This window comes from Devosia sp. CN2-171 (genome assembly GCF_049354815.1).
In the GTDB taxonomy this organism is placed as follows: domain Bacteria; phylum Pseudomonadota; class Alphaproteobacteria; order Rhizobiales; family Devosiaceae; genus Devosia_A.
Window position 1 is genome coordinate 4,552,531 of the sequence record NZ_CP186479.1, and the last position, 18,667, is coordinate 4,571,197.

26 protein-coding genes are annotated in these 18,667 nt (G+C 65.1%); 11 read left to right on the top strand and 15 right to left on the bottom strand.

Annotated features, from left to right (window positions below; genetic code table 11):
* Positions 1-123: 123 nt before the first annotated feature.
* Together ACOYW5_RS22425 and ACOYW5_RS22430 are read right to left on the bottom strand one after the other, a co-directional pair.
* On the bottom strand, positions 124-765 hold the full coding sequence (locus ACOYW5_RS22425; protein WP_423067093.1) for an NrsF family protein: 642 nt from the start codon (positions 763-765) through the stop codon (positions 124-126).
* Entirely contained in the window at positions 758-1,315 is a 558-nt protein-coding gene (locus tag ACOYW5_RS22430) for a sigma-70 family RNA polymerase sigma factor (RefSeq protein ID WP_423067094.1), read from the bottom strand. The genes ACOYW5_RS22425 and ACOYW5_RS22430 overlap by 8 nt, the downstream gene beginning before the upstream one ends.
* Before the next feature lie 154 nt (positions 1,316-1,469).
* On the opposite strand from ACOYW5_RS22430, the gene ACOYW5_RS22435 reads away from it, so the two are divergent.
* The 4 genes from ACOYW5_RS22435 to ACOYW5_RS22450 all read left to right on the top strand — a co-directional run bounded on the left by ACOYW5_RS22435 (position 1,470) and on the right by ACOYW5_RS22450 (position 6,343).
* Positions 1,470-1,787: a hypothetical protein gene (locus tag ACOYW5_RS22435; RefSeq protein WP_423067095.1), complete on the top strand. Its 318-nt coding sequence runs from the start codon at positions 1,470-1,472 to the stop codon at positions 1,785-1,787.
* Positions 1,788-1,865: 78 nt separating this feature from the next.
* A complete protein-coding gene (locus ACOYW5_RS22440; RefSeq protein WP_423067096.1) occupies positions 1,866-2,741 on the top strand; it encodes a cytochrome b/b6 domain-containing protein in 876 nt (291 codons plus the stop codon).
* Positions 2,738-3,535: a molybdopterin-dependent oxidoreductase gene (locus ACOYW5_RS22445; protein ID WP_423067097.1), complete on the top strand. Its 798-nt coding sequence runs from the start codon at positions 2,738-2,740 to the stop codon at positions 3,533-3,535. Before ACOYW5_RS22440 ends, ACOYW5_RS22445 begins: the two co-directional genes overlap by 4 nt.
* 1,278 nt (positions 3,536-4,813) lie before the next feature.
* On the top strand, positions 4,814-6,343 hold the full coding sequence (locus ACOYW5_RS22450; RefSeq protein WP_423067098.1) for a DEAD/DEAH box helicase: 1,530 nt from the start codon (positions 4,814-4,816) through the stop codon (positions 6,341-6,343).
* Here ACOYW5_RS22450 and ACOYW5_RS22455 read toward each other — a convergent pair whose 3' ends face one another.
* Positions 6,344-6,622, bottom strand: a complete 279-nt coding sequence (locus ACOYW5_RS22455) for a hypothetical protein (protein ID WP_423067099.1) — start codon at positions 6,620-6,622, stop codon at positions 6,344-6,346.
* A 239-nt stretch (positions 6,623-6,861) separates the two neighbouring features.
* Positions 6,862-7,008 (bottom strand): hypothetical protein, encoded by a 147-nt coding sequence (locus tag ACOYW5_RS22460; RefSeq protein WP_423067100.1) that lies wholly within the window; start codon positions 7,006-7,008, stop codon positions 6,862-6,864.
* A gap of 184 nt (positions 7,009-7,192) precedes the next feature.
* Here ACOYW5_RS22460 and ACOYW5_RS22465 point away from each other — a divergent pair, with 184 nt between their 5' ends.
* Both ACOYW5_RS22465 and ACOYW5_RS22470 read left to right on the top strand, forming a co-directional pair.
* Positions 7,193-7,381 carry a hypothetical protein gene (locus ACOYW5_RS22465; RefSeq protein ID WP_423067101.1) on the top strand — a complete coding sequence of 63 codons (189 nt, stop codon included), beginning with the start codon at positions 7,193-7,195 and terminating at the stop codon, positions 7,379-7,381.
* Positions 7,382-7,635: 254 nt separating this feature from the next.
* Positions 7,636-7,761 carry a hypothetical protein gene (locus tag ACOYW5_RS22470; protein ID WP_423067102.1) on the top strand — a complete coding sequence of 42 codons (126 nt, stop codon included), beginning with the start codon at positions 7,636-7,638 and terminating at the stop codon, positions 7,759-7,761.
* Here the strand turns inward: ACOYW5_RS22470 and ACOYW5_RS22475 are convergent.
* The 4 genes from ACOYW5_RS22475 to ACOYW5_RS22490 form a co-directional block, all read right to left on the bottom strand.
* Entirely contained in the window at positions 7,758-8,381 is a 624-nt protein-coding gene (locus ACOYW5_RS22475) for a nucleoside deaminase (protein WP_423067103.1), read from the bottom strand. The genes ACOYW5_RS22470 and ACOYW5_RS22475 overlap by 4 nt on opposite strands.
* A gap of 58 nt (positions 8,382-8,439) precedes the next feature.
* A complete protein-coding gene (locus ACOYW5_RS22480) occupies positions 8,440-9,222 on the bottom strand; it encodes an META domain-containing protein (RefSeq protein WP_423067104.1) in 783 nt (260 codons plus the stop codon).
* 99 nt (positions 9,223-9,321) lie between these two features.
* On the bottom strand, positions 9,322-9,816 hold the full coding sequence (locus ACOYW5_RS22485; protein ID WP_423067105.1) for an ureidoglycolate lyase: 495 nt from the start codon (positions 9,814-9,816) through the stop codon (positions 9,322-9,324).
* Positions 9,813-10,244 (bottom strand): cupin domain-containing protein, encoded by a 432-nt coding sequence (locus ACOYW5_RS22490; protein WP_423067106.1) that lies wholly within the window; start codon positions 10,242-10,244, stop codon positions 9,813-9,815. Before ACOYW5_RS22490 ends, ACOYW5_RS22485 begins: the two co-directional genes overlap by 4 nt.
* Before the next feature lie 137 nt (positions 10,245-10,381).
* Here ACOYW5_RS22490 and ACOYW5_RS22495 point away from each other — a divergent pair, with 137 nt between their 5' ends.
* Together ACOYW5_RS22495 and ACOYW5_RS22500 are read left to right on the top strand one after the other, a co-directional pair.
* Entirely contained in the window at positions 10,382-10,723 is a 342-nt protein-coding gene (locus ACOYW5_RS22495) for a hypothetical protein (protein ID WP_423067107.1), read from the top strand.
* 101 nt (positions 10,724-10,824) lie between these two features.
* Entirely contained in the window at positions 10,825-12,387 is a 1,563-nt protein-coding gene (locus ACOYW5_RS22500) for a winged helix-turn-helix domain-containing protein (RefSeq protein WP_423067108.1), read from the top strand.
* Between the two features lie 246 nt (positions 12,388-12,633).
* Here ACOYW5_RS22500 and ACOYW5_RS22505 read toward each other — a convergent pair whose 3' ends face one another.
* Positions 12,634-13,452 carry a bifunctional allantoicase/(S)-ureidoglycine aminohydrolase gene (locus ACOYW5_RS22505; RefSeq protein ID WP_423067109.1) on the bottom strand — a complete coding sequence of 273 codons (819 nt, stop codon included), beginning with the start codon at positions 13,450-13,452 and terminating at the stop codon, positions 12,634-12,636.
* Positions 13,453-13,518: 66 nt separating this feature from the next.
* A complete protein-coding gene (locus tag ACOYW5_RS22510; RefSeq protein ID WP_423067110.1) occupies positions 13,519-13,851 on the bottom strand; it encodes an ArsR/SmtB family transcription factor in 333 nt (110 codons plus the stop codon).
* Between the two features lie 48 nt (positions 13,852-13,899).
* Between ACOYW5_RS22510 and ACOYW5_RS22515 the strand changes: the two genes are divergently transcribed.
* From ACOYW5_RS22515 to ACOYW5_RS22525, 3 genes are all read left to right on the top strand, one after another.
* Positions 13,900-14,358 (top strand): SRPBCC family protein, encoded by a 459-nt coding sequence (locus tag ACOYW5_RS22515; protein ID WP_423067111.1) that lies wholly within the window; start codon positions 13,900-13,902, stop codon positions 14,356-14,358.
* Positions 14,359-14,465: 107 nt separating this feature from the next.
* The gene (locus tag ACOYW5_RS22520; RefSeq protein ID WP_423067112.1) at positions 14,466-14,660 is read left to right on the top strand and encodes a hypothetical protein; all 195 of its coding nucleotides are present in this window, start codon (positions 14,466-14,468) and stop codon (positions 14,658-14,660) included.
* Between the two features lie 2 nt (positions 14,661-14,662).
* Entirely contained in the window at positions 14,663-14,869 is a 207-nt protein-coding gene (locus ACOYW5_RS22525) for a hypothetical protein (RefSeq protein ID WP_423067113.1), read from the top strand.
* Here the strand turns inward: ACOYW5_RS22525 and ACOYW5_RS22530 are convergent.
* The 5 genes from ACOYW5_RS22530 to puuE form a co-directional block, all read right to left on the bottom strand.
* Complete coding sequence (locus ACOYW5_RS22530; protein ID WP_423067114.1) at positions 14,866-15,588, bottom strand: DNA alkylation repair protein; 723 nt, start codon at positions 15,586-15,588, stop codon at positions 14,866-14,868. The two genes, ACOYW5_RS22525 and ACOYW5_RS22530, sit on opposite strands and share 4 nt — an antisense overlap.
* Positions 15,585-16,049, bottom strand: a complete 465-nt coding sequence (locus tag ACOYW5_RS22535) for a VOC family protein (protein WP_423067115.1) — start codon at positions 16,047-16,049, stop codon at positions 15,585-15,587. The genes ACOYW5_RS22530 and ACOYW5_RS22535 overlap by 4 nt, the downstream gene beginning before the upstream one ends.
* An 83-nt stretch (positions 16,050-16,132) precedes the next feature.
* Positions 16,133-16,615 (bottom strand): SRPBCC family protein, encoded by a 483-nt coding sequence (locus tag ACOYW5_RS22540; RefSeq protein WP_423067116.1) that lies wholly within the window; start codon positions 16,613-16,615, stop codon positions 16,133-16,135.
* Positions 16,616-16,626: 11 nt separating this feature from the next.
* Positions 16,627-16,983, bottom strand: a complete 357-nt coding sequence (locus tag ACOYW5_RS22545; protein WP_423067117.1) for an ArsR/SmtB family transcription factor — start codon at positions 16,981-16,983, stop codon at positions 16,627-16,629.
* Positions 16,984-17,236: 253 nt separating this feature from the next.
* Positions 17,237-18,652 (bottom strand): allantoinase PuuE, encoded by a 1,416-nt coding sequence (gene puuE, locus ACOYW5_RS22550; RefSeq protein ID WP_423067118.1) that lies wholly within the window; start codon positions 18,650-18,652, stop codon positions 17,237-17,239.
* Between the last annotated feature and the right edge of the window lie 15 nt (positions 18,653-18,667).

Sequence of the window (18,667 nt, forward strand, 5' to 3'; positions counted from 1 at the left end):
TCCTTATCCTCCCCTGTCGAAGACGGGGGAGGGGGCGGCCACAAGTACCGAGTCCAGTTTCGCCCCCTCCACCAGCTTCGCTGGTCCCCCTCCCCCGGTGCGCAGGGGAGGATGGAGAGGGGGTCACCGCCACCGCAGCGCCCACCGCCCAATTACCGCACCCAGCCCTGCGGCCGCCAGTACGCCGATCGTGTACCAGATGGTGATGAACGGCATGCCGCTTTCGGTGCAGTGGAAGGCGTAGATCCAGGTCGCGGTGCCGCCGGCGAAAAGGCCGGCGGCAAAGCCGGCGAGGGTCGGATTGGTCGGCGCGGCGCGGCGCATGGCGAACACCGTCAGCGCATAGATCGGGGCCGACAGGGCCACGATATAGAACGGGCAGAGTAGGGCCGAGCCGCCCATCACCAGCGTCCGCATGTGCTCGGGGCCCATCATGAGCATCTGCACGACGCCGGCGATGCCCGTAAGCCCGACAAGTAGAGCGATACCGATCACCTGGCGCCGCATGCTGCCGCCGGGGCGGGACAGGTTGAGCGCGGCCAGCGCCCCGAGCGCGGCGAAGATCGAGGTATAGGCGAACTTGGTCCAGAACATCATCGTTCCGGCCGCGTCCATCAGGTCGGGGCGCAACCCGAGCCAGGCCAGCATCAGCGCGGCGGCTCCGATTGCGCCGATCGCGGCCCAGCCGAACAGGCGCCGGGGCAGGGTCGTCCGCGGCGTCGGTTTGAGGTCGGCGGTGAGCCGGTCGATCAAGTCGTCAGCCATCGGACTTGCCTCCGAAGCGGGCGGCGAGCGACTTGAGGCCGCGGTGGATGGCGACCTTGGCGGCGGTCTCGCTCATGCCGGCGCGGGCCGCAGCCTCGGCGACCGAAGCACCCTCGAGTTTGGTCTGGCGGATCAGTTCGGCCGGGCGGGCGGGGATGGTGGCGAGCACCGTGTCGACGTCCATGCGCGCCGACACCGCCTCGCTGTCGTCGCTGGCGAAGATCGCGGCGTCGTCCTCGAGCGGCAGGGTCATGCGGAGCTTGCTGCGCCGGAAGTGGTCGATCAGCTTGTAGCGCGCGATGGCGTGCAGCCACGCCGTGAAGGGCTGGCTGCGATCGTAGGTCTCCTTGCGGGTATGGATGGCCATCAGCGTTTCCTGCACCAGGTCGTCGCCATTGGCGGCGAGGCTGGGCGACAGCCGGCGGGCGAAGTAGATCTTCAGGTGCCGGCGCAATTCTTCCAGCAGCGACCGATATGCAAAGGCGTCGCCGTCGAGCGCCTTCAGCATCAGGGGGCGCAGCTGCGCTTCCATGTCCGATGGTTCGCTCATTGAGCCTAGGTTCGCGTGAAGGTGGGCGAACGTTACACCGCGTCGCGCCGGCTGTGGAAGTCTCACGTTGGCGTGATCGGGTAACGATCCTACCGCTCCGACCGAATTCCTCCCTGTAGCCGCCGATCCGGCGGTCAATTGGGAGAAACTTCAAATGAAATCCGTACTCTTTGCCCTGACCGTCGCGCTCAGCCTCGGGACCGCCGGTATCGCCGTCGCCGTTGCCGAAGACGCAATGGCCACGCCGATGGCGGGCGACGCCATGGCGCCGGACGCCATGATGATGACGCCGGACCAGATGATGGCGATGTGCCTCGAGAAGGCCGCCATGGCCACCGATGCCATGGCCAAGGACGAGGGCACAAAGGCCTGCCACACCGTCGAAAAGCTGCTGATGGGGGACGCGATGATGTCCGAGCCGATGGGAACCGATGCCATGTCCGGCGGGGCCATGGCGCCGGCGGCGCAATAAACTATCCGTGATAGGCTCCAATCGCCCCCCGAACTGCCGTTGCTTCGGCAGTGACGGGGGCGAGATGCAGGGGAAGCGATGACCGACGTGATGGACAGAGCCGAGCTGGAGAAACCGGCCAAGGAGAGGGGGCCGCTAATCTACCGGCAAGCCGTGCTGACGCGCGTCACCCACTGGGTGTGGGCGATCGCGATGTTCTTCCTGCTGCTCTCGGGTCTGCAGATATGGAACGGGCATCCGGCGCTCTACATCGGACAGGAGTCGGGCTTCGAATACGACAACGCGGTTCTCAGGATCGGGGCCGAGAACACGCCGGACGGTGCGCGGGGCTTCACCACCGTGCTGGGCCAGAAGTTCGATACGACCGGCGTGCTTGGCATGAGCGACCTGCGCGGCAATGCCAACTTCGTCGGCTTCCCGGGCTGGGCCACCATCCCATCCTTCCGCGATCTCGCCACCGGGCGCGTAGTGCATTTCTTTTTCGCCTGGACGCTGGTCGGCGCCCTCGCCATCTGGGTGATATCGAGCCTCTTCAACGGGCATCTGTGGCGCGATGTCATCCTCAAGCCGCGCGACCTGCGCGAGCTGCCCAAAGACATCTGGGATCACGTCCGGCTGAAGTTCCATCATGGCCGGACCTACACGCCGCTGCAGAAACTCGCCTATTTCGGCGTGTTCTTCGTGCTGCTCCCGCTGATCATTCTCACCGGCCTTGCGATGTCGCCGACAATGAATGCCGGCTGGCCCTGGCTGGTCGAAGTGTTCGGGGGCCGGCAGACGGCGCGGACCATCCACTTCATCGTCATGCTGTTGCTGGTGCTGTTCTTCGTCGTCCACATCGTGATGGTGGTGCTGGCGGGGCCGATCAACGAATTGCGGTCGATGATCACCGGGTACTACCGCACTAGCCCCGGCACCACGCCGGATGCACGCAAGGGGGAGAAGCAGGAATGAGCAAGCTGATCCTCAACCGCCGCCGCCTGATCGGGCTCGGTGCCGCCTCTGCCGGCTCGCTGGTGCTCGCCGGGTGCGACCAGTTCGATTTCCTCGGGCAGCGCAACGATCCGGTGCGCGATTTCCTCGAGCGCGCCAACTCGCTGACCTATGCCGCGCAGCGTGCCCTGGTGGGTGAGCAGGCGATGGCCAAGGAGTTCTCGGAAAGCGAAATCCGGCAGGGTCAGCGCCCGAACGGCTCGACTGATCCGCGCAGCAACATCGCCGAATATCGCGACCTCGAGGCGACCGGCTTCGCCGCCTACAAGCTCAAGATCACCGGCCTCGTCGAGACGCCGCAGGAGTATTCGCTCGCCGAGTTGCAGAACATGCCGACGCGCACGCAGATCACGCGGCACGATTGTGTCGAGGGCTGGAGCTGCATTGCCAAGTGGACCGGCGTGCCGCTCGGGCGGCTGCTCGACGAGGCCAAGGTGAAGCCGGCGGCCAAGTTCGTCGTCTATCACTGCTACGACCAGATGGGCAGCGGCCTCTCGGCGCCGGAGGCTTACTACGAGAGCTCCGACCTCATCGACGCCTACCACCCGCAGACGATCGCCGCCTTCGGCCTCAACGGCGGCATGCTACCGGTGGCGAACGGCGCCCCGGTCCGCATCCGCATCGAACGCGCGCTCGGCTACAAGCAGCCGAAATACGTCCACACGATCGAGCTGACGGACGGGTTCTCACAATACGGCCTGGGGCAGGGCGGCTACTGGGAAGATCACGGGTATGACTGGTATGGGGGGATCTAGCACCTACGCCCATAGTTAGGGTGCGGGTGGCCAGACGCGAAGTCTTCGAATGAAGCGATGTGCCATCTGCTCGATTTCCTCTCTAACAAATCCAGTCGGATCAGGGCCGGAAACCTTCCCAGACGCGTGGCCAGTTCGATCAAAATCGATATGCCTGCGAGCAATCGGCCCGCCGTGCTTGTCTTGGAAGAAAACGCGCGTGCCGGTGGGCGTATGAACCACGCTTCCATCTGCTTGCAACGTGAACTGGTGAACTGTGACCTTGCGCATGCGGTCGATAGTAGCGCGTCGTGGTTTCCAGGCAATTGGTCCTTGCTCACGTAGGTAGTGATAGGGCGTGTGGGGCTGCTAAACTTATCCCCCTCACGCCAGACCCGTGCGATTCGCCCGCTCGTCCGCTGCACCGAAGCGAGATCATGACGAGTGGTTGGTGCAGTGGAGGTTGGGTGGGCTGGCAGTCGTGCCGGCCCAGGCCGAAAGCACGACGGCATGATCCGGTTCGCCGGGGACGCCGCTAGCACGCGGGAGCCGTCCGATGCGGGATGGCTCAAGGGGGCAAGGCTGCCACGCATGAGGCAGCCGCAGAGGCGGGGCGTTGCGGTGGATTCCGGGCGTTCGCAGCCGGCAGGTTCCTCGCGATGCGGCACGGGATGCGCCCGAGCCTTCGTGCCATACGCCCAAAACCCCGATCGGCCGGCGAGGCGTGAGCCTCACTTACATTGCGGACTAACCGCGAGGGGCAAACGCCTCGCCGGCACGTCGCTTGTTCTTTGACATCCTCCGGGGCCAATGGCCGCCGGATGCATCAGCACGCCTGGGTGGATGGATGGCACATCGTCGCCACCCCACCGGCCGTCATCCCGGCGAAAGCCGGGACCCAGCTCGCCGCCGGTCACCAGCCGAGAAATGGATCCCTGCCTGCGCAGGGATGACACCGAGTGTTGGTTCAATTGCGTGGCAACGGGGTACGCCTTCGCCCACTCGCCGTTCACCACACCCACTCCGCATACCAGCCCCGCACTTGCCAAACCTGTCGTTTTCCCCCATATGCACGCTATTCGCCCCTCAGCGGGCGATGGACTTCTCTTCTTACTGGCCAAGACGGTGAGCGGCGAAGTGCCCCGGAATGTCTCCGCGAATAGCGGCACACCGGGAGACAGCGCAACCGTGCGGCAATCCAGCTGCCATTGCATTTTTTGATCACGCCGAGCCCAAGCATGGGCCCCCGGCGGCACACGCGCACCGATTGGCCCGGGGCGCGACACAGAAAGCATAGCTTTGACAAATACATTCTCTGAACTCGGCCTTTCCGCGCAGCTTCTGAGCGCGCTGACTGCAGCCGGGTTCGATACGCCGACGCCGATCCAGGCCAAGGCCATCCCGCCGCAGCTGCAGCGCCGCGACATCATGGGCATTGCCCAGACCGGCTCGGGCAAGACCGCGGCTTTTGGGTTGCCGATCCTCCAGGGGCTCAGCGAGCTCACCGGCCGTCCCAACCCGATGACCACCCGCGCGCTGATCCTCGCTCCCACCCGTGAACTGGCGGTGCAGATCGATGAAGTGCTGCACAAGCTCGCGGGCTCCAAGCTCTCGACCGTGCTGGTTCTCGGCGGCGCCTCGCGCAGCAGCCAGATCCAGAAGATCGCCCGTGGCGTCGATGTCGTGATTGCGACCCCCGGCCGCCTCAAGGACCTGGTGGACGATCGCAAGCTCAAGCTCAACGAGACGCGCTGGCTGGTCCTCGACGAAGCCGACCGCATGCTCGACATGGGCTTCATCAATGCGGTGAAGGAAATCGCACGGGCCATCGGGCCGCGTCGCCAGACCGCGATGTTCTCGGCCACCATGGCGCCTGAGATCGCCGATCTCGCCAAGGGCCTGTTGAACGATCCGGTGCGCGTCGAAGCCAATCCGCCGGCGCAGACCGTCGGCACGATCGAGCAGCGCGTCATCCTTTCGGGCTCGAAAGAAAAGCGCGGCGTGCTCAACAAGCTGCTCGAGGATCCGGCGCTGAGCCGCGTCATCATCTTCTCGCGCACCAAGCATGGTGCCGACCGCGTGACGAAGAACCTCGAGGCCGACGGGCACAACGCCGCGGCCATCCACGGCAACAAGTCTAACAATGCCCGCCAGGCCGCCCTCAAGGGCTTCTCCTCGGGCCAGGTTCGGCTGCTGGTCGCCACCGATATCGCGGCGCGCGGCATCGACGTGCAGAATATTACGCACGTCATCAACTACGAACTGCCCGACGATCCCGAGAACTACGTCCACCGCATCGGCCGTACCGCCCGTAACGGTGCGTCGGGTGAAGCGATCACGCTTTGCGACGGCACCGAGCGGAGCAAGCTGCGCGATGTCGAGCGGCTGATCCGCCGCACACTGCCGATCACCGGCGAGCTCAAGGGCAATGGCGGTGAAGTCATTCCCGCGTCCGAAGTGTTGAAGCAGCCGATCCAGCGTGCCCCCAAGCAGCAGCCGCGCGGCGGCCAGCGCCCGCAGACGCCGCGCCCCGATGGCCAGCGAAAGCAGGCCAATGCGGGCCGGCATTTCTCCGGCGCCAAGAAGGCGGCGATCGTCGATGGCCGTCGTGGTCACGACAATGGCAATGCCCAGCAGGTACGTGGTGGTGCCGGTGCCGGCAGCAACGTGTCGCGTAACGGCGGTGCAGCTCCGACGGCGCCGGGCTGGTGGGAGAAGCCCACGGGCTCGGGTCCGGCTACGCCTCCGAAGGCGGATAAGACGCGCTGGAATAAGAAGCAGAGGGACGCCGGCCGGGTGAAGCGCGAAAGCGAGCGCGCGGCGGGCTAACTAAGCCCGCGCCAGCGGAAACTCCGGCGAGGCGTAAAGCTGCCGGATGGTGCCGGCATCGTAACGGGTGCCGTCAATTTCGAGCGTCGCGGCGGCAAGCTGCGGCGCCGTCAGCGACTCGGCGGCATAAAGGATCGCCGCCGCAGCCGACGGGAAGCGCCGGTAGTCGAGCGCGCTTCGCCGACCCACGAACAGCGGAAAATAGAGGTCTGCCGGCGTCTCGAAGTCGAACGGCAGGGTCGCTGCCGGCTCGACGTCGTCGGTCGTTTCGTTTCTCACTTCACCACCCGCAGATGAGATCGCCGCCCTGTGGGCGGCACGGGACGCCACGGGCGCACGTGGCGAGTCCAGCTCACGCCGGGCACCGGCATCTTCGGTAGCATGGCGAGGCCGGCCCCACTCGAAGGCGAGGCGTCGGAATTGGCCGGATGCGGCCGGGCGAGGGCTCGGCCGAAAAAACGAGCAAGGCCGCCCGCGAAGCGCATTTCAAGCATCTGTCGGCTCCCTTGTGATCGCGGTCAGGACAGGAACCTGCCCAGATCGACGAACGGCGAGAAGACCAGCAGAACGGCGAGCGTCACGAGAAAACTGAGCGCAAGGACGAGCAGGCGCGGCGGCGCGCGACGAACCGCCACCGGTGCAAGACCGGGGTGATCGACTGGCATTTCAGGGGCTACTTTCGCTAAGCGGCGCGTTTGTGCGCCCAGTGACCGTACGCCTATTGTTCTACGACGGCCAACTAATTCGCGGGTGGCATCCGGCTCGTCGTTCAACGCTGTTGATCAGTCGGGGAACGGAACGAAGGCTGTGGGGCATCGTTGATCCAGCGTGTGATGCAGGAGGCCCGCGATGACCGATCGGAAGAAGCCGCTCCGCCCTGAGAACAAGAAGCCGGGCGACAAGCCCGAATTCGTCGAGACCGACCAGCCGGTGGAAGTGCTGCCCGAGGGCCAGCTTCCCGGCCTTCCCGTCTCCAGCGATCCATTGCTGCAGCCGATGCCGCGGCCGGCGAACCGCGAGGTTCCTCCGCTCGACTGACCGGCGGTAACCCTCGAAGCTGAACGGCAGATAAACGAGCAATTCCGGGAACGTTCAAGCGCCGCGCCGCATTGTTGCCTTCAAGATGAACCGGCCACATTGGCTGCAACTGACGCCTTGGGGGCGCTGGACAAATGCTCAAACTCACTCTCGTTGCACTGTTCGTAATGTCGATGGCCACGCTGACCATCGCCGCATCGGCGCTGCCGGTCGAAACGGTGCCCGTCGCCGAGACTGCACGGCTCGGCTGAGCCATGAACACCGAACCCGGCCGCCGGCCCAAGCCGATCGGGACGGGGACGCAAGTCCTCCTGATCGTGGTCTTCGCCACCGCTCTGGCGGTGCTGGCCTTCGCCGCTGCGAGCGTCGTCCAGCTTTAGCTGAGCGGTATTCCTCGTTTTCCCTTGTCCGCCTGGTACGTCGCCGACAGATCGTTGTAGGCGGCGTTGAGGTCGTCGACGCGGGCGACGAGCCGTTCCTTGGATGAACGATCCATACCCGCGATCATGCGCTGCAGGTCGTGCGCCTCGAAGAACGCGTTCTTGCGGTTGTAGAGCGGGCGGTCGGCGGGGACATAGCCGCGATCGGGGTCGGGGACGGCGTAGACTTCCTTCAGGATCCGGATGTCGTACGGGATGCCAAAGCTATCCCGCGTGTCCTCGTAGCTGAACAGGTAGTAGAAATTATCGAAGCCGCTCCAGGTGATGCCGGAGAGGCAGAGCGAACACGGCTCGTGCGTGGCGAGGAACAGGCAATCGCGCGGGGCAGGGCGGCTCTCGGCCGGCAGCTCGTAGAAGCGCTTGATGGCGTGCATTTCGCCATGCCAGAGCGGGTTCTCGGTCTCGTTATTGGTCTCGCCCACGACCAGCGACAGGTCCGATTTCCTGAGGATCGCCGCGCCGAACAGCTTGTTGCCGCCTCCCACGCCGCGCCGGGTCAGCGGCAGCAGGTCGTCCTCGATCACATCGAGCAGGCGGGAAACGAGGTCGGGCGTATCCATCGGGGTCTCCGGTTCAGGCAGAACCGAAGGTGAGCGGAGCCGGCGGGCGCGTCAACCGCTAGAACGGCGACTTTTCGAGCAGCGCCAGTTCCGCGCCGGCGCTGTCGAGTAGGGTCAGGTGCCCGTCGTCGAGCCGCCAGAAGCGGGTGGCGGCGAGGGCCGCGAAGAAGCTGTCCTCCTGGGCGGTCGCGTCCTCGGAGAGGCAGGCCATGCGGGTCGCCGCCACGGCGCTGAACAGCAGGCGCTCCTCGTTCACCTCGGCCTGGGCGAACCAGGAGTTGCAGCCGCCCCGGCCACCGGCGCGCATGTCGGAGGCGATGTTCAGCGACGAAACGAGGCCGCGGCCGACCGGCTTGCCGGCAATGGTCTGGGCCTGCCAGGTAACGTCGAGCAGGGGGGACGGGGTGGGCTGTGCTGGAACATCGGCCGGCACGGCCGGAGGTTCTTCAGGTGCGGGGGCAAGGTTGACGATGATCAGGATCGGGGCAGCCGGCGCCAGGGGATCGACGGCATAGGGCGTCGCAGTACGGAACCAGAGCGCCCCATCGTCGCCGGTAATCTCGGCGTCGAGGGCATAGCTGTGACCGGGCAGGATGACGCTCTCGTCGAAATTGAGCGTGAAGGTGAGGGGCACCTGGCCGGGGCTGGAGATTGCCGCCTTGGCGGAAACGCGCGGCTGGGTGGGCGTCGCGAGGTCGACCAGCGACACGGTCAGCGACCCGCCTGGCGGCAACGCGATGCGTTCGCGGTAGGTGACTTCGCCCTTCAGTGTGACTTTGTCGGCGAAAGCAGGCCCGACCAGCGACATCAGCACGACCACGATTGCCACAAGCATACGCATGGCGACGACCCTCCAAGCCTCGATGGCCATAGTTGCGCACCAGATTATGGAGGAAATGCAACGACGCTGCGACGCAAAGCAACGGGCGCAGTAAAGATCTCAGCCGCGCTCGACTACCAGATAGGGCTCGGGGAAGTAGTATTCCTCGAGATTGTTACCCTCGCCGCCGCGGTCGATGATCAGGAAGTCTGAGACTTCACCCAGGGGCGTGAGCACGGCGTGCCAGGTGTTCATGGCCATGTTGATGCCCTGGCCCGGTCCGGCGAGGAAGGCGCGGGGCAATCCGGGAGTGCCGCCCTTGTCGGGCGCGACGATCGACAGGAAGGGGCGCTGCGACAGCGGGTGGAAGGCCTGGCTGCCGAGTGGGTGGCGCTCCACCATCTTCAACGCCAGCGGCAAGGCGTAGGGCTGGCCGCGCGCGATCGAGACCAGCGGCCGAGCATGAACGCCGCCGAGTTCGACCTTGGCGAGATCATGGTACCGTTCGGTCATGCCGCCGTTGATCGGATAGTGGTGTGCGCCCTCGATCTGGATCACCTGCCCGAACGGGGCATAGGCCTCCTGCGTCAATGGCTCGATGACGATCTCGATCATGGGGCGTCGACCTTGACGGTATTGGCGGCACTGTCGGCGCCCATGTAGACGGCGACGAGCTTCATCGGGACGGTCCCGGTATTGGTGCCGTTATGGGCCCAGCCCACCGCTTCGAGCACGGCCTCGCCGGCCCGGTAGACCTTCTTGCCCTTGGTGCCGTAGTCGACGGTCAGTTCCCCCTCGAGCACATAGGCGAAGAGCGGCACCTCGTGCTCGTGCCAGCCGGTCTCACCGCCGGGCGGGATAGTGACGGTGGCGGCCGTGACATTGGGCGTGCCTGAGGGGTAGGCGAGGGGAGCGCCGAGGACGTCCGTGCTGCCCTGAAGCAGTGGGGTGAGCAGGTTTTGGTAGGTCTGCGGCGTCAGGTCTTCGGCGGCGGCAGGCGAAGCGAGGATGGCGAGGACCGCCAGCATTCTCAATCGTGTCATCTGAATCGCGTTCTCCCTGTCACGCAGGCTGGAACGACGATGGCCGTCGCGGGCGGTCGCTGCAAGCAATTTTCTGCGCCCGGGCCCGAACCATGCGGCGACGAAAACGTTGTGGGGCTCGTGACTTAGGTTTGAGAATGCACAATCAGATTCATCCTGTTCCGCCCGGCCTCGCCGACCACCTGGTCCGAAACGAAATCACCGAAATCATCCATCCGTACCTCCGCTACATCGAGGGGTGGCAGCTGCGGATGAGCTATCTCAGGGCGCAGCTCGCGACGCACCCCGCTGGCTCCGACGAGCATGACCTGGCAGAGAAGCGGCTGTTGGAGTTGCTGGACGAGGTCGATGCAAGTCGGCAATACCTCGTGGTCGAGACAAACCGGCTGCCGCCCGACGATCGGGTCGACACTACTTTGGACGAAATCGACGGGTTCCTAATCGCAGTGCGGGCCGCTATTGGGACACAAGGAGCGTAGTTCTGGCGCTGGCTCGCCGGACCTATCCGGGCACTGTATCTCACGGTTGCCCGATCTCGTAACATTACCTATGTTGCTGCATCCAAAGTGATGGGGCAGTAATGGCGGATCTCCAGTTCGGCGATCTGATCTTCGAAGAATCATTGATATCGGCGCGAGATATTGCCGGCGGTGGTGAACTCACTTTCACCCGCGCCGAGCGGGCGGTGTTGTCGGCGTTGATGGCACATCCGCGGCGGGTGTTGTCCCGCAGCGCGCTTCTCGATTCGATGTCGGGCATCGGTTCGGATACCTCGGATCGCAACGTCGATTTCGTCATCAACCGGCTGCGCCTCAAGCTGGGCGACCCAGCCAGGTCGCCGCGCTTCATCGCTACGCGCTACGGCGAAGGCTATGTGTGGGTGGCCGAGCCCTCACAGCCGGCCGAGGCGCTGGTGGTGGTCGGGCCGGTGCATGGACTTGCCCGGGCCGGTGCGCTGGAATCTGTCGCGAAGGCCTTTGTCGGCGCGTTGCTGGAGCAGCTCGATGCGGCCACCTCACCGGGACAGCGGATCAGGCTCGACGAGCGCTATTCGCCGACAGCGGGCCCCGGGGCGAAGTCGCAATTCAGCGTCGAGGTCAGCCTCTTCCCCGGCGGTGGGCAACTGCATTGCGCGCTGGTGCTGCGTCGGGCGCAGGGCGAGGTCATCGGTTCGTCGCGGTTGGTTGTTTCCGACCGTGGGCAAGTCGCGCACGCCATCGCCGGCGCCGTACAGGAGTTCCGCTCGCTCATCTGGCACCAACACGTCCTGAGCATGGTCGATGCGCCGGTGCCGGCAGCGCCGCCGATCTACGTCGCCATGCACGATGCGGGGCGGTTGCTGACGGCTGATACCCGCAGCTGGATTGAGAGCGCCGACCAGGTCCGAGCGGCGCTCGAGGCCAATCCGAACGATCCGCAGACGCGCCTCATGTGGGGTCTCAGCCTTTACGTGCAGGTGATCATGGGAACCGGCGGTCAAATCCTGCCGGACGATCAGCGGCTGCCCATCGAGGACGAGATCGAGGCGGCTGCGCTGGGTGCACTGCCCGGCATCGCCGACAACGCGATGCTGAAGCTGTCGGCGGCGAAGCTCTTGCTGTTCCTCGCCCGGGACCATGCCGAGCTGGCCGAGCGGCTGGCTGACGAAGCCTTCGAGAGCAGCACGGCCTTCGCGGCGTCATTCGCCATCTTGGGGCAGGCGCGGCTGATGCGTGGGCGGCTCGCCGAGGGGATGGACCTTTTGGAGCGGGGCCTCGAGATAGCGGAGCCGGGGACGGAATTCTCCGTTTACATCATGGTGCTGCTGTGCGGCGGCAAGCTTGCGGCCCGGGATTTTGTCGGGCTGACGGCGCTGCTGACGCACCTGCACGAAGTCTCGCCGATCACGCGGGTGAATGTGGCTCCGTTCTGCGTGCTGGCGCACGAGCCGCTCTCGCCGCAGAACCACGCAATATTGTCGGGTATGGGCGAGGAGCGGGCGCGCCGCAGCCTCGAATATATCCACATGACCTCGGCCCGGCAGTACGAGGATCGGGTGCTTCAGGGCAACGTGCTGCGGGGCTTTGCGCACCATCTGGTCCGGCTCTACGGGCCGGATGTGGTGCCGCCGCATATCAGGGCGATCCTTGAGCCGGCGGAATAGGGCCGACGACTACGACAACCGGGGCCCTGGGGTGGGCGATGTCGACCCTGGGGGCGGCGCCCTGCGCTCCGCAGGCTGTGAGGGTGAGCAGCGCGACCACAGCAGGTCCGGTTCCTATGCCGGGGCGCCGCTGCGGCGGCTCGGGTAGAGGTTGATCAGCCATGCGTCCAACTCCCCGGAGAAGATCTCCGCGGCATGGACGCTAGGCCAAGACTGTTGTTGGATTATTTGATCGGGCTCGGCCCGCTACAGCCCCAGCTTCATGTGCCGGTTGACGTCCTTGTAGAGCAGGTAGCGGAAGCGGTCCGGACCGGCATAGCAGGCCTGCGGGCAGAAGGCGCGCAGCCACATGAAGTCGCCGGCCTCGACCTCGACCCAGTCGCGGTTGAGCCGGTAGACGGCCTTGCCCTCGAGCACATAGAGGCCGTGCTCCATGACGTGCGTTTCCTCGAACGGGATGACGGCGCCGGGCTCGAGCGTGACGATGTTGACGTGCATGTCATGGCGCACGTCGGTGGGATCGACGAAGCGGGTGGTGCCCCAGGTGTTCTTGGTGTCGGGCATCCAGATGATCGGCTCGTCCTGCTCGTTGGCGACGAACGGGGCTGGGATGTCGATGCCGTCCACAGCCTCGTAGCGCTTGCGCACCCAGTGCAAGCGGACAGGCGCGTCAGACTTGTTGGCGAGCGTCCATTTGCAGCCCGGGGGCAGGTAGACATAGCCGCCGGGCTTCAGCGCATGTGCCTTGCCCGCGATGGTGACCGCGGCGAGGCCCTCGACCACGAACAACACGCCTTCGGCGCCGGCATCGGGCTCCGGCCGCTCGCTGCCGCCGCCGGGAAAGACCTCGACGATGTACTGCGAGAACGTCTCGGAGAAGCCGGTCATCGGCCGGGCAATGACCCAGGCGCGGGTATCCTTCCAGTGCGGCAGGTAGCTGGTTACGATATCCCGCATGACCCCGCGCGGGATCAGGGCATAGGCCTCGGTGAAGACGGCGCGGCCGGTGTGGAGGGCGGTCTGCGGCGGGAGGCCCGCAATCGGGCTGGCATAGGTGGTGGGCATGTGACGCGATGCTGAGGATGACGAGCCGTCTTAGCGTAGATGCTGCCGCCGCGACAGGGGCAAGGTCTAGGTAAGGTCGGTTTCAAGTCCGCGCTTCAGCTTGAGCAGCCCCTGTGCCGCGTAAGCCGCATAGCTGCCGATCCAGCGTTCGTGCAGGGACTGGATGGGCAGCGCGTCCAGGTGGTTCCAGCGCTCGCGGCCGCTGCGCCGGACGACGATCAGCCCCGCATCCTCAAGCACCTTCAGGTGCTGCATCACCGTGCAGCGGTCGAGCTCGGGAAAGGCGTCGCACAGCATGCCGGTGGTGGCCGGATTGTCCCTCAGCCGATCAAGCAGGCGACGGCGCACCCTGTTCCCCAAAGCCTTGAAAATCCTGTCTTCTTCGTCGTCGCTTGACATGTTATATTTTTATAACATAATCGAGGGAAAGGCAAGGAGGAACCGGTGATGGAACTCAAGCTCAACGTATCGGGACGGATCACGAAGCCGATCCATGAGGTGTTCGAGGCGGTTGCGGACCCAGCGAAGCTCTCTGGCTACTTCACCACCGCCGGCGCCCGGGGACGCCTCGAGACCGGCGCGACGGTGACCTGGGATTTCGCCGATTTCCCCGGGGCTTTCCCCGTCCATGTCGTCGAAGTCGTCGCCGACAGCAGGATCGTCCTCAAGTGGGGCGCCGCCGACGGCGGCGACGGGGCGGGGGCGTACGAGACGACGGTAACGATGACGTTCGAAGCGCTCGAGGATGGACGGACGCTCGTGACCATCACGGAAGAGGGCTGGCGTGAGACCGAGGCCGGCCTCAAGTCCTGCATCGGCAATACCGAGGGCTGGACCGGCATGCTCTGCGCCATGAAAGTCTGGCTGGAGTACGGCATCAATCTGCGGCAGGGCTTCTACAAGTAAGGCGCGCTCGGTGCGATTGCGCACTTAAGCAGGCGATAATCGGTTAGGGGCTAAGGCGAGGCTCCAGCGTCAGGAAAAGTTTAGAATTGGAGCGCAGATTCAGGGGCATGGCTACGCACATGCACCCTGCGCCGCATCGTCCGCTGCTCGATCCCCACCAGTTCGAGGAGGCAGGCCGCATGTTTCGACTGTGGCTGGATCGCCTCTTCGACCACGCCGAGCCCAAGGGCGACACCTCGATCGCCTGGGAAGACGGTGAACCGAAGGCGGATCGTCCGGACCTGACCCCGCCAAGGCGCTGAGCATGAACTGGCTCCTGGACTTTCAGAAGTCATTCCGGGAGCCGGTGTTTGCGTTCCTCGGCACGTATTGGCCGGTCATCGCCACGATGATCCTGATCGGTGCAGGTTGGTACGCCGGGGCGCTCACCCGGGCGCGCGGCAGTTCCAGCACCGACAGCCTGTTCAACGACGACGGCGATGGTGGAGGTGGCGACGGCGGCGGCGACTAAGCGGACTTCTTGCCCATCGCAAGGTAGCGCGTCCGATCTTCCGGGTTGTAGTGCTCGATGGCGTTGCGCAGCATGACGCGCGGCATCCGGGCGGCGTGGGCGTCGAGAAAGGCCGAGAGTGCGGCGCGATCCGGGATCGAGCGCAGCATCCAGCCGGCCGCCTTGTGGATCAGGTCTTCGGGATCGTTCATCAGCTCTTCGGCGATCGCGAACGTGTCGCCGTACTCGCCGCGCCGAATGAAGGCGAAGGTGCCGAGGATCGCGGTGCGACGCTCCCACATGCTATCGGACCTGGCGAGGCGATGGAGGATGTCGCGCGGACGATCCACCAGGTGCGGGCCGATCACGTAGTAGGCGGCGAGATCGACCAGGTCCCAGTTGTTGATGCGGTCGTGGCGGCGCAGGTAGAGGTCGTACAGCTCCTGGCGCCGTTCGGGCGTGGTTTTCTTTGCCGCATATTGCTTGGCCATGATGCTCATGGCGGCGGCGCGGGCTTCGTGGATGTCCGATTCCATCAGCCGTTCGATCTCGGCCGGGGGAAGCGCGATCATTTCCTTGGCGAGGTTGAAGACATGGCCCATGCGAACGCCGATGAAGCGGTCGCCATGAGCGTACTCGCCTTTGCCGAACTTGAAGTAGCGCTGGTATTTCTGCAATTCCTCGTCCGACTGCAGTGCGTGCAGTCGGGCGAGGACGGCGTCGGCGGTCAGTTCGCTCATTTGGCGGCGAAGGCCTTCTCGAGGTCGGCGACGATGATCTTTCGCATCTGCAGCATCGCCTGCATAGCGCGGCCGGCACCGGCGCGGTCGGAGGAGCGCAACAGCTCCGGCAACTGCTTGGGCACGATCTGCCAGCTGAGCCCGTATTTGTCCTTGAGCCAGCCGCACATCGATTCCTCGCCGCCATTGGCTGTCAGGGTGTTCCAGTAGTGGTCGACCTCGGCCTGGTCCTCGCAGTCGACCGTGAAGGAGATCGCCTCGGTGAACTTGAAGGTGGGACCGCCGTTCAGCGCCATGAACTCCTGGTCCTTGAGGCGGAAGGTGATGGTGAGCGAGCGGCCGTCCGGATAGTGCTGGACCTCGTGGATTTCGCCGTCCTTGAAGGTGGCGATGTAGAAGTTCACCATTTCCTCGATGCGGTCGTCGATCCACAGGCAGGGCATGATCTTGGGGGTGGTCATTTCGGTCTCCTTGGGTTGAGTTCTGCCGATCCCCGAAGCGGAACGCTGCGGCGGCAGGTTGGGTGGCAGTCGTTAGTCGGTGGTCAGTAGGCGGGCATTTCGGCCAGCAGCTCCTCGAGCCGCTTGAAGCCGTTCTCCATGCCGTCGGCCATCGGGGTGGCGCGGGCGCCGTCACGGGCCTCGGTGGTTGGATAGAGGATGGTGACGACCGATGTCGTGATGCCGCTCTTCTCGGTCAGCCGGTTGGTGACGATGGTTTCGCCGCCGGTCCAATCCTCGTCGTAGAGTTCGGTGGTCTTGATCAGGCTCGGGCGGGTGAGCTCGACCACTTCGCCGCCGGACCCCATGACATAGCCGTCGGGGCTACGCACTACGAAGCGCCACTTGCCGCCGATGCGCGGGTCGAACTCGCAGGTGACAAACTCCCAGTCGGCGAAGCCGAGCCAGCGGCGGATCAGCGCAGGGACGGTCCAGCAGTCGAAGACGAGGTCGGCCGGCGCCTGGAACTGCCGGGTAATGGCAATCTCGCGGTCGGACGGCAGGTCGATAGTCAGTGGGGGCATCATGGCAAGGCTCCTCAGTTCTTGTCGTCGGTTTTCGGGGTGAAGCTCTGGAGCTGGGCGAGCAGGCTGTCGAGGCGGCCGTAGCTCGTCTCCCAGAACTTGCGGTAGGTCTCGAGCCAACCGACAGCTTCAGCCATGGGTGCGGCCTCGATCTTCACGGGCCGGCGCTGGGCGTCCTTGCCGCGCGAGACGAGCCCGGCGTTCTCCAGCACCTTGATGTGCTTGGAGATGGCCGGCTGGCTCATGTCGAACGGTTCGACCAGCTCATTGACCGTCGCCTCGCCCTGGGCAAGCCGGGCCAGAATGGCGCGGCGCGTCGGGTCGGCGAGCGCCGCAAAGGTGAGATCGAGCTGGGAAGCAGTGGCAGGCATTTGCATAACTCAGTGTTTCTATAACTGAATGGTTATAGACTGAGTGTGCGGGTGTCAAGCCCTCGTCTGTCGGTCAGAAATGCAGTGTTTCCAACGAGTGAAGGAGCCGAGGCAGACGGCCCCTCCCATCCTCCCCCATGAAGGGGAGGTGAAGAGTCGAGAGTTTTTGACTCGATCGTGGCCCCATACCCCGACGTGGCACCTCCCCCTTCATGGGGGAGGATGGGAGGGGGCCGTCTCTATCGGTTTGGCACTAAGCCAGAATCTGCCCGATCCGCAGCTCCGCGATCCGCTCGACCTGCTTGCAGGCCGTCGCGAATTCCGTCGCCCGGTCATTTGACAGCCGCTTCTCGAACGCCGCCATGATTTGGGCCTTGGTGTTGTCGCGCACCGCGATGATGAACGGGAAGCCGAACTTGTCGACATAGGCCTGGTTCATCGCGCCGAACTTCTCGCGCTCGGCATCGGTGAGCGCATCGAGGCCGGCCGAGGCCTGCTCGGACTCGGATTCGCTGGTCAGGCGCTTGGCCGCTGCGAGCTTGCCGGCGAGGTCCGGGTGGGCCTGGAGCACGCCGAGCCGGTCATCCTCCGAGGCGGCGCGGAACACCTGGCACATCAGGGCGTGCAGCCCGACCGGCGTATCGTGTACCGGCCCCATCTCGCGCTTGTGGGCGCGTTCTGCGACCCACTCGGAATGTTCGAAGACATTGCCGAACAGCTGGGTGAAATCATCGAGGGCGAGCTCGGACGGCACGAGCGCCGGCTTCTCATAGGGGTGGGTCCTGAGCCAGTGCTCGGCGATGTCGATGCGCTTCGCGATCCACACCTTCTCCTTCGACATAACGTAATCGACGAAGCGCTGCAGCCCGGCAAATCGGCCCGGCATGCCGACGAGCCGGCAGTGGAGGCCCAGCGACATCATCTTGGGCGAACCGGCCTCGCCCTCGGCGTAGAGCACGTCGAAGCTGTCCTTGAGCATCTGGAAGTACTCCTCGCCATTGGCGAATCCGGATGCGGTGGTGAAGCGCATGTCGTTGGTGGCGAGGGAGTAGGGGATGATCAGCTGCGGCGAGCCCATATGCTCGCGATAATAGGGCAGGTCGTCGTCATAAGTATCCGAGACATAGGTGAAGCCACCTTCCTCGCTGGCGAGATCGACGGTGTTGATCGAGGTGCGGCCGCAGTACCAGCCGGTCGGGCGGGTGCCGACGACTTCGGTATGGAGCTTCACCGCCGTGTGCAGGTCCTCGCGCTCGTGCTCGATGTCGTGATCGCGGTAGTCGATCCACTTGAGGCCGTGGCTGGCGATCTCCCAGTCGGCATCGAGCATGGCCTTCACCTGCTCTGGGCTGCGCTGCAGGGCGGTAGCGACGCCATAGACCGTTACCGGAAGCTGGTTCTGGGTGAAGAGCCGGTGCAGGCGCCAGAAGCCGGCGCGGGCGCCGTACTCATACATCGACTCGACGTTCCAGTGGCGCTTGCCCGGCCAGGGCGCGGCGCCGATCACGTCGACGAGGAATGCTTCGGACGCAGCGTCGCCATGCAGGATGTTGTTCTCGCCGCCTTCCTCGTAGTTCAGGACGAACTGCACTGCGATGTTCGCGCCACCCGGCCACTGGGCATCCGGAGGGTTCGGGCCGTAGCCCAACAGGTTGCGGGGATATCGCATTAGGTTCACCTCGTC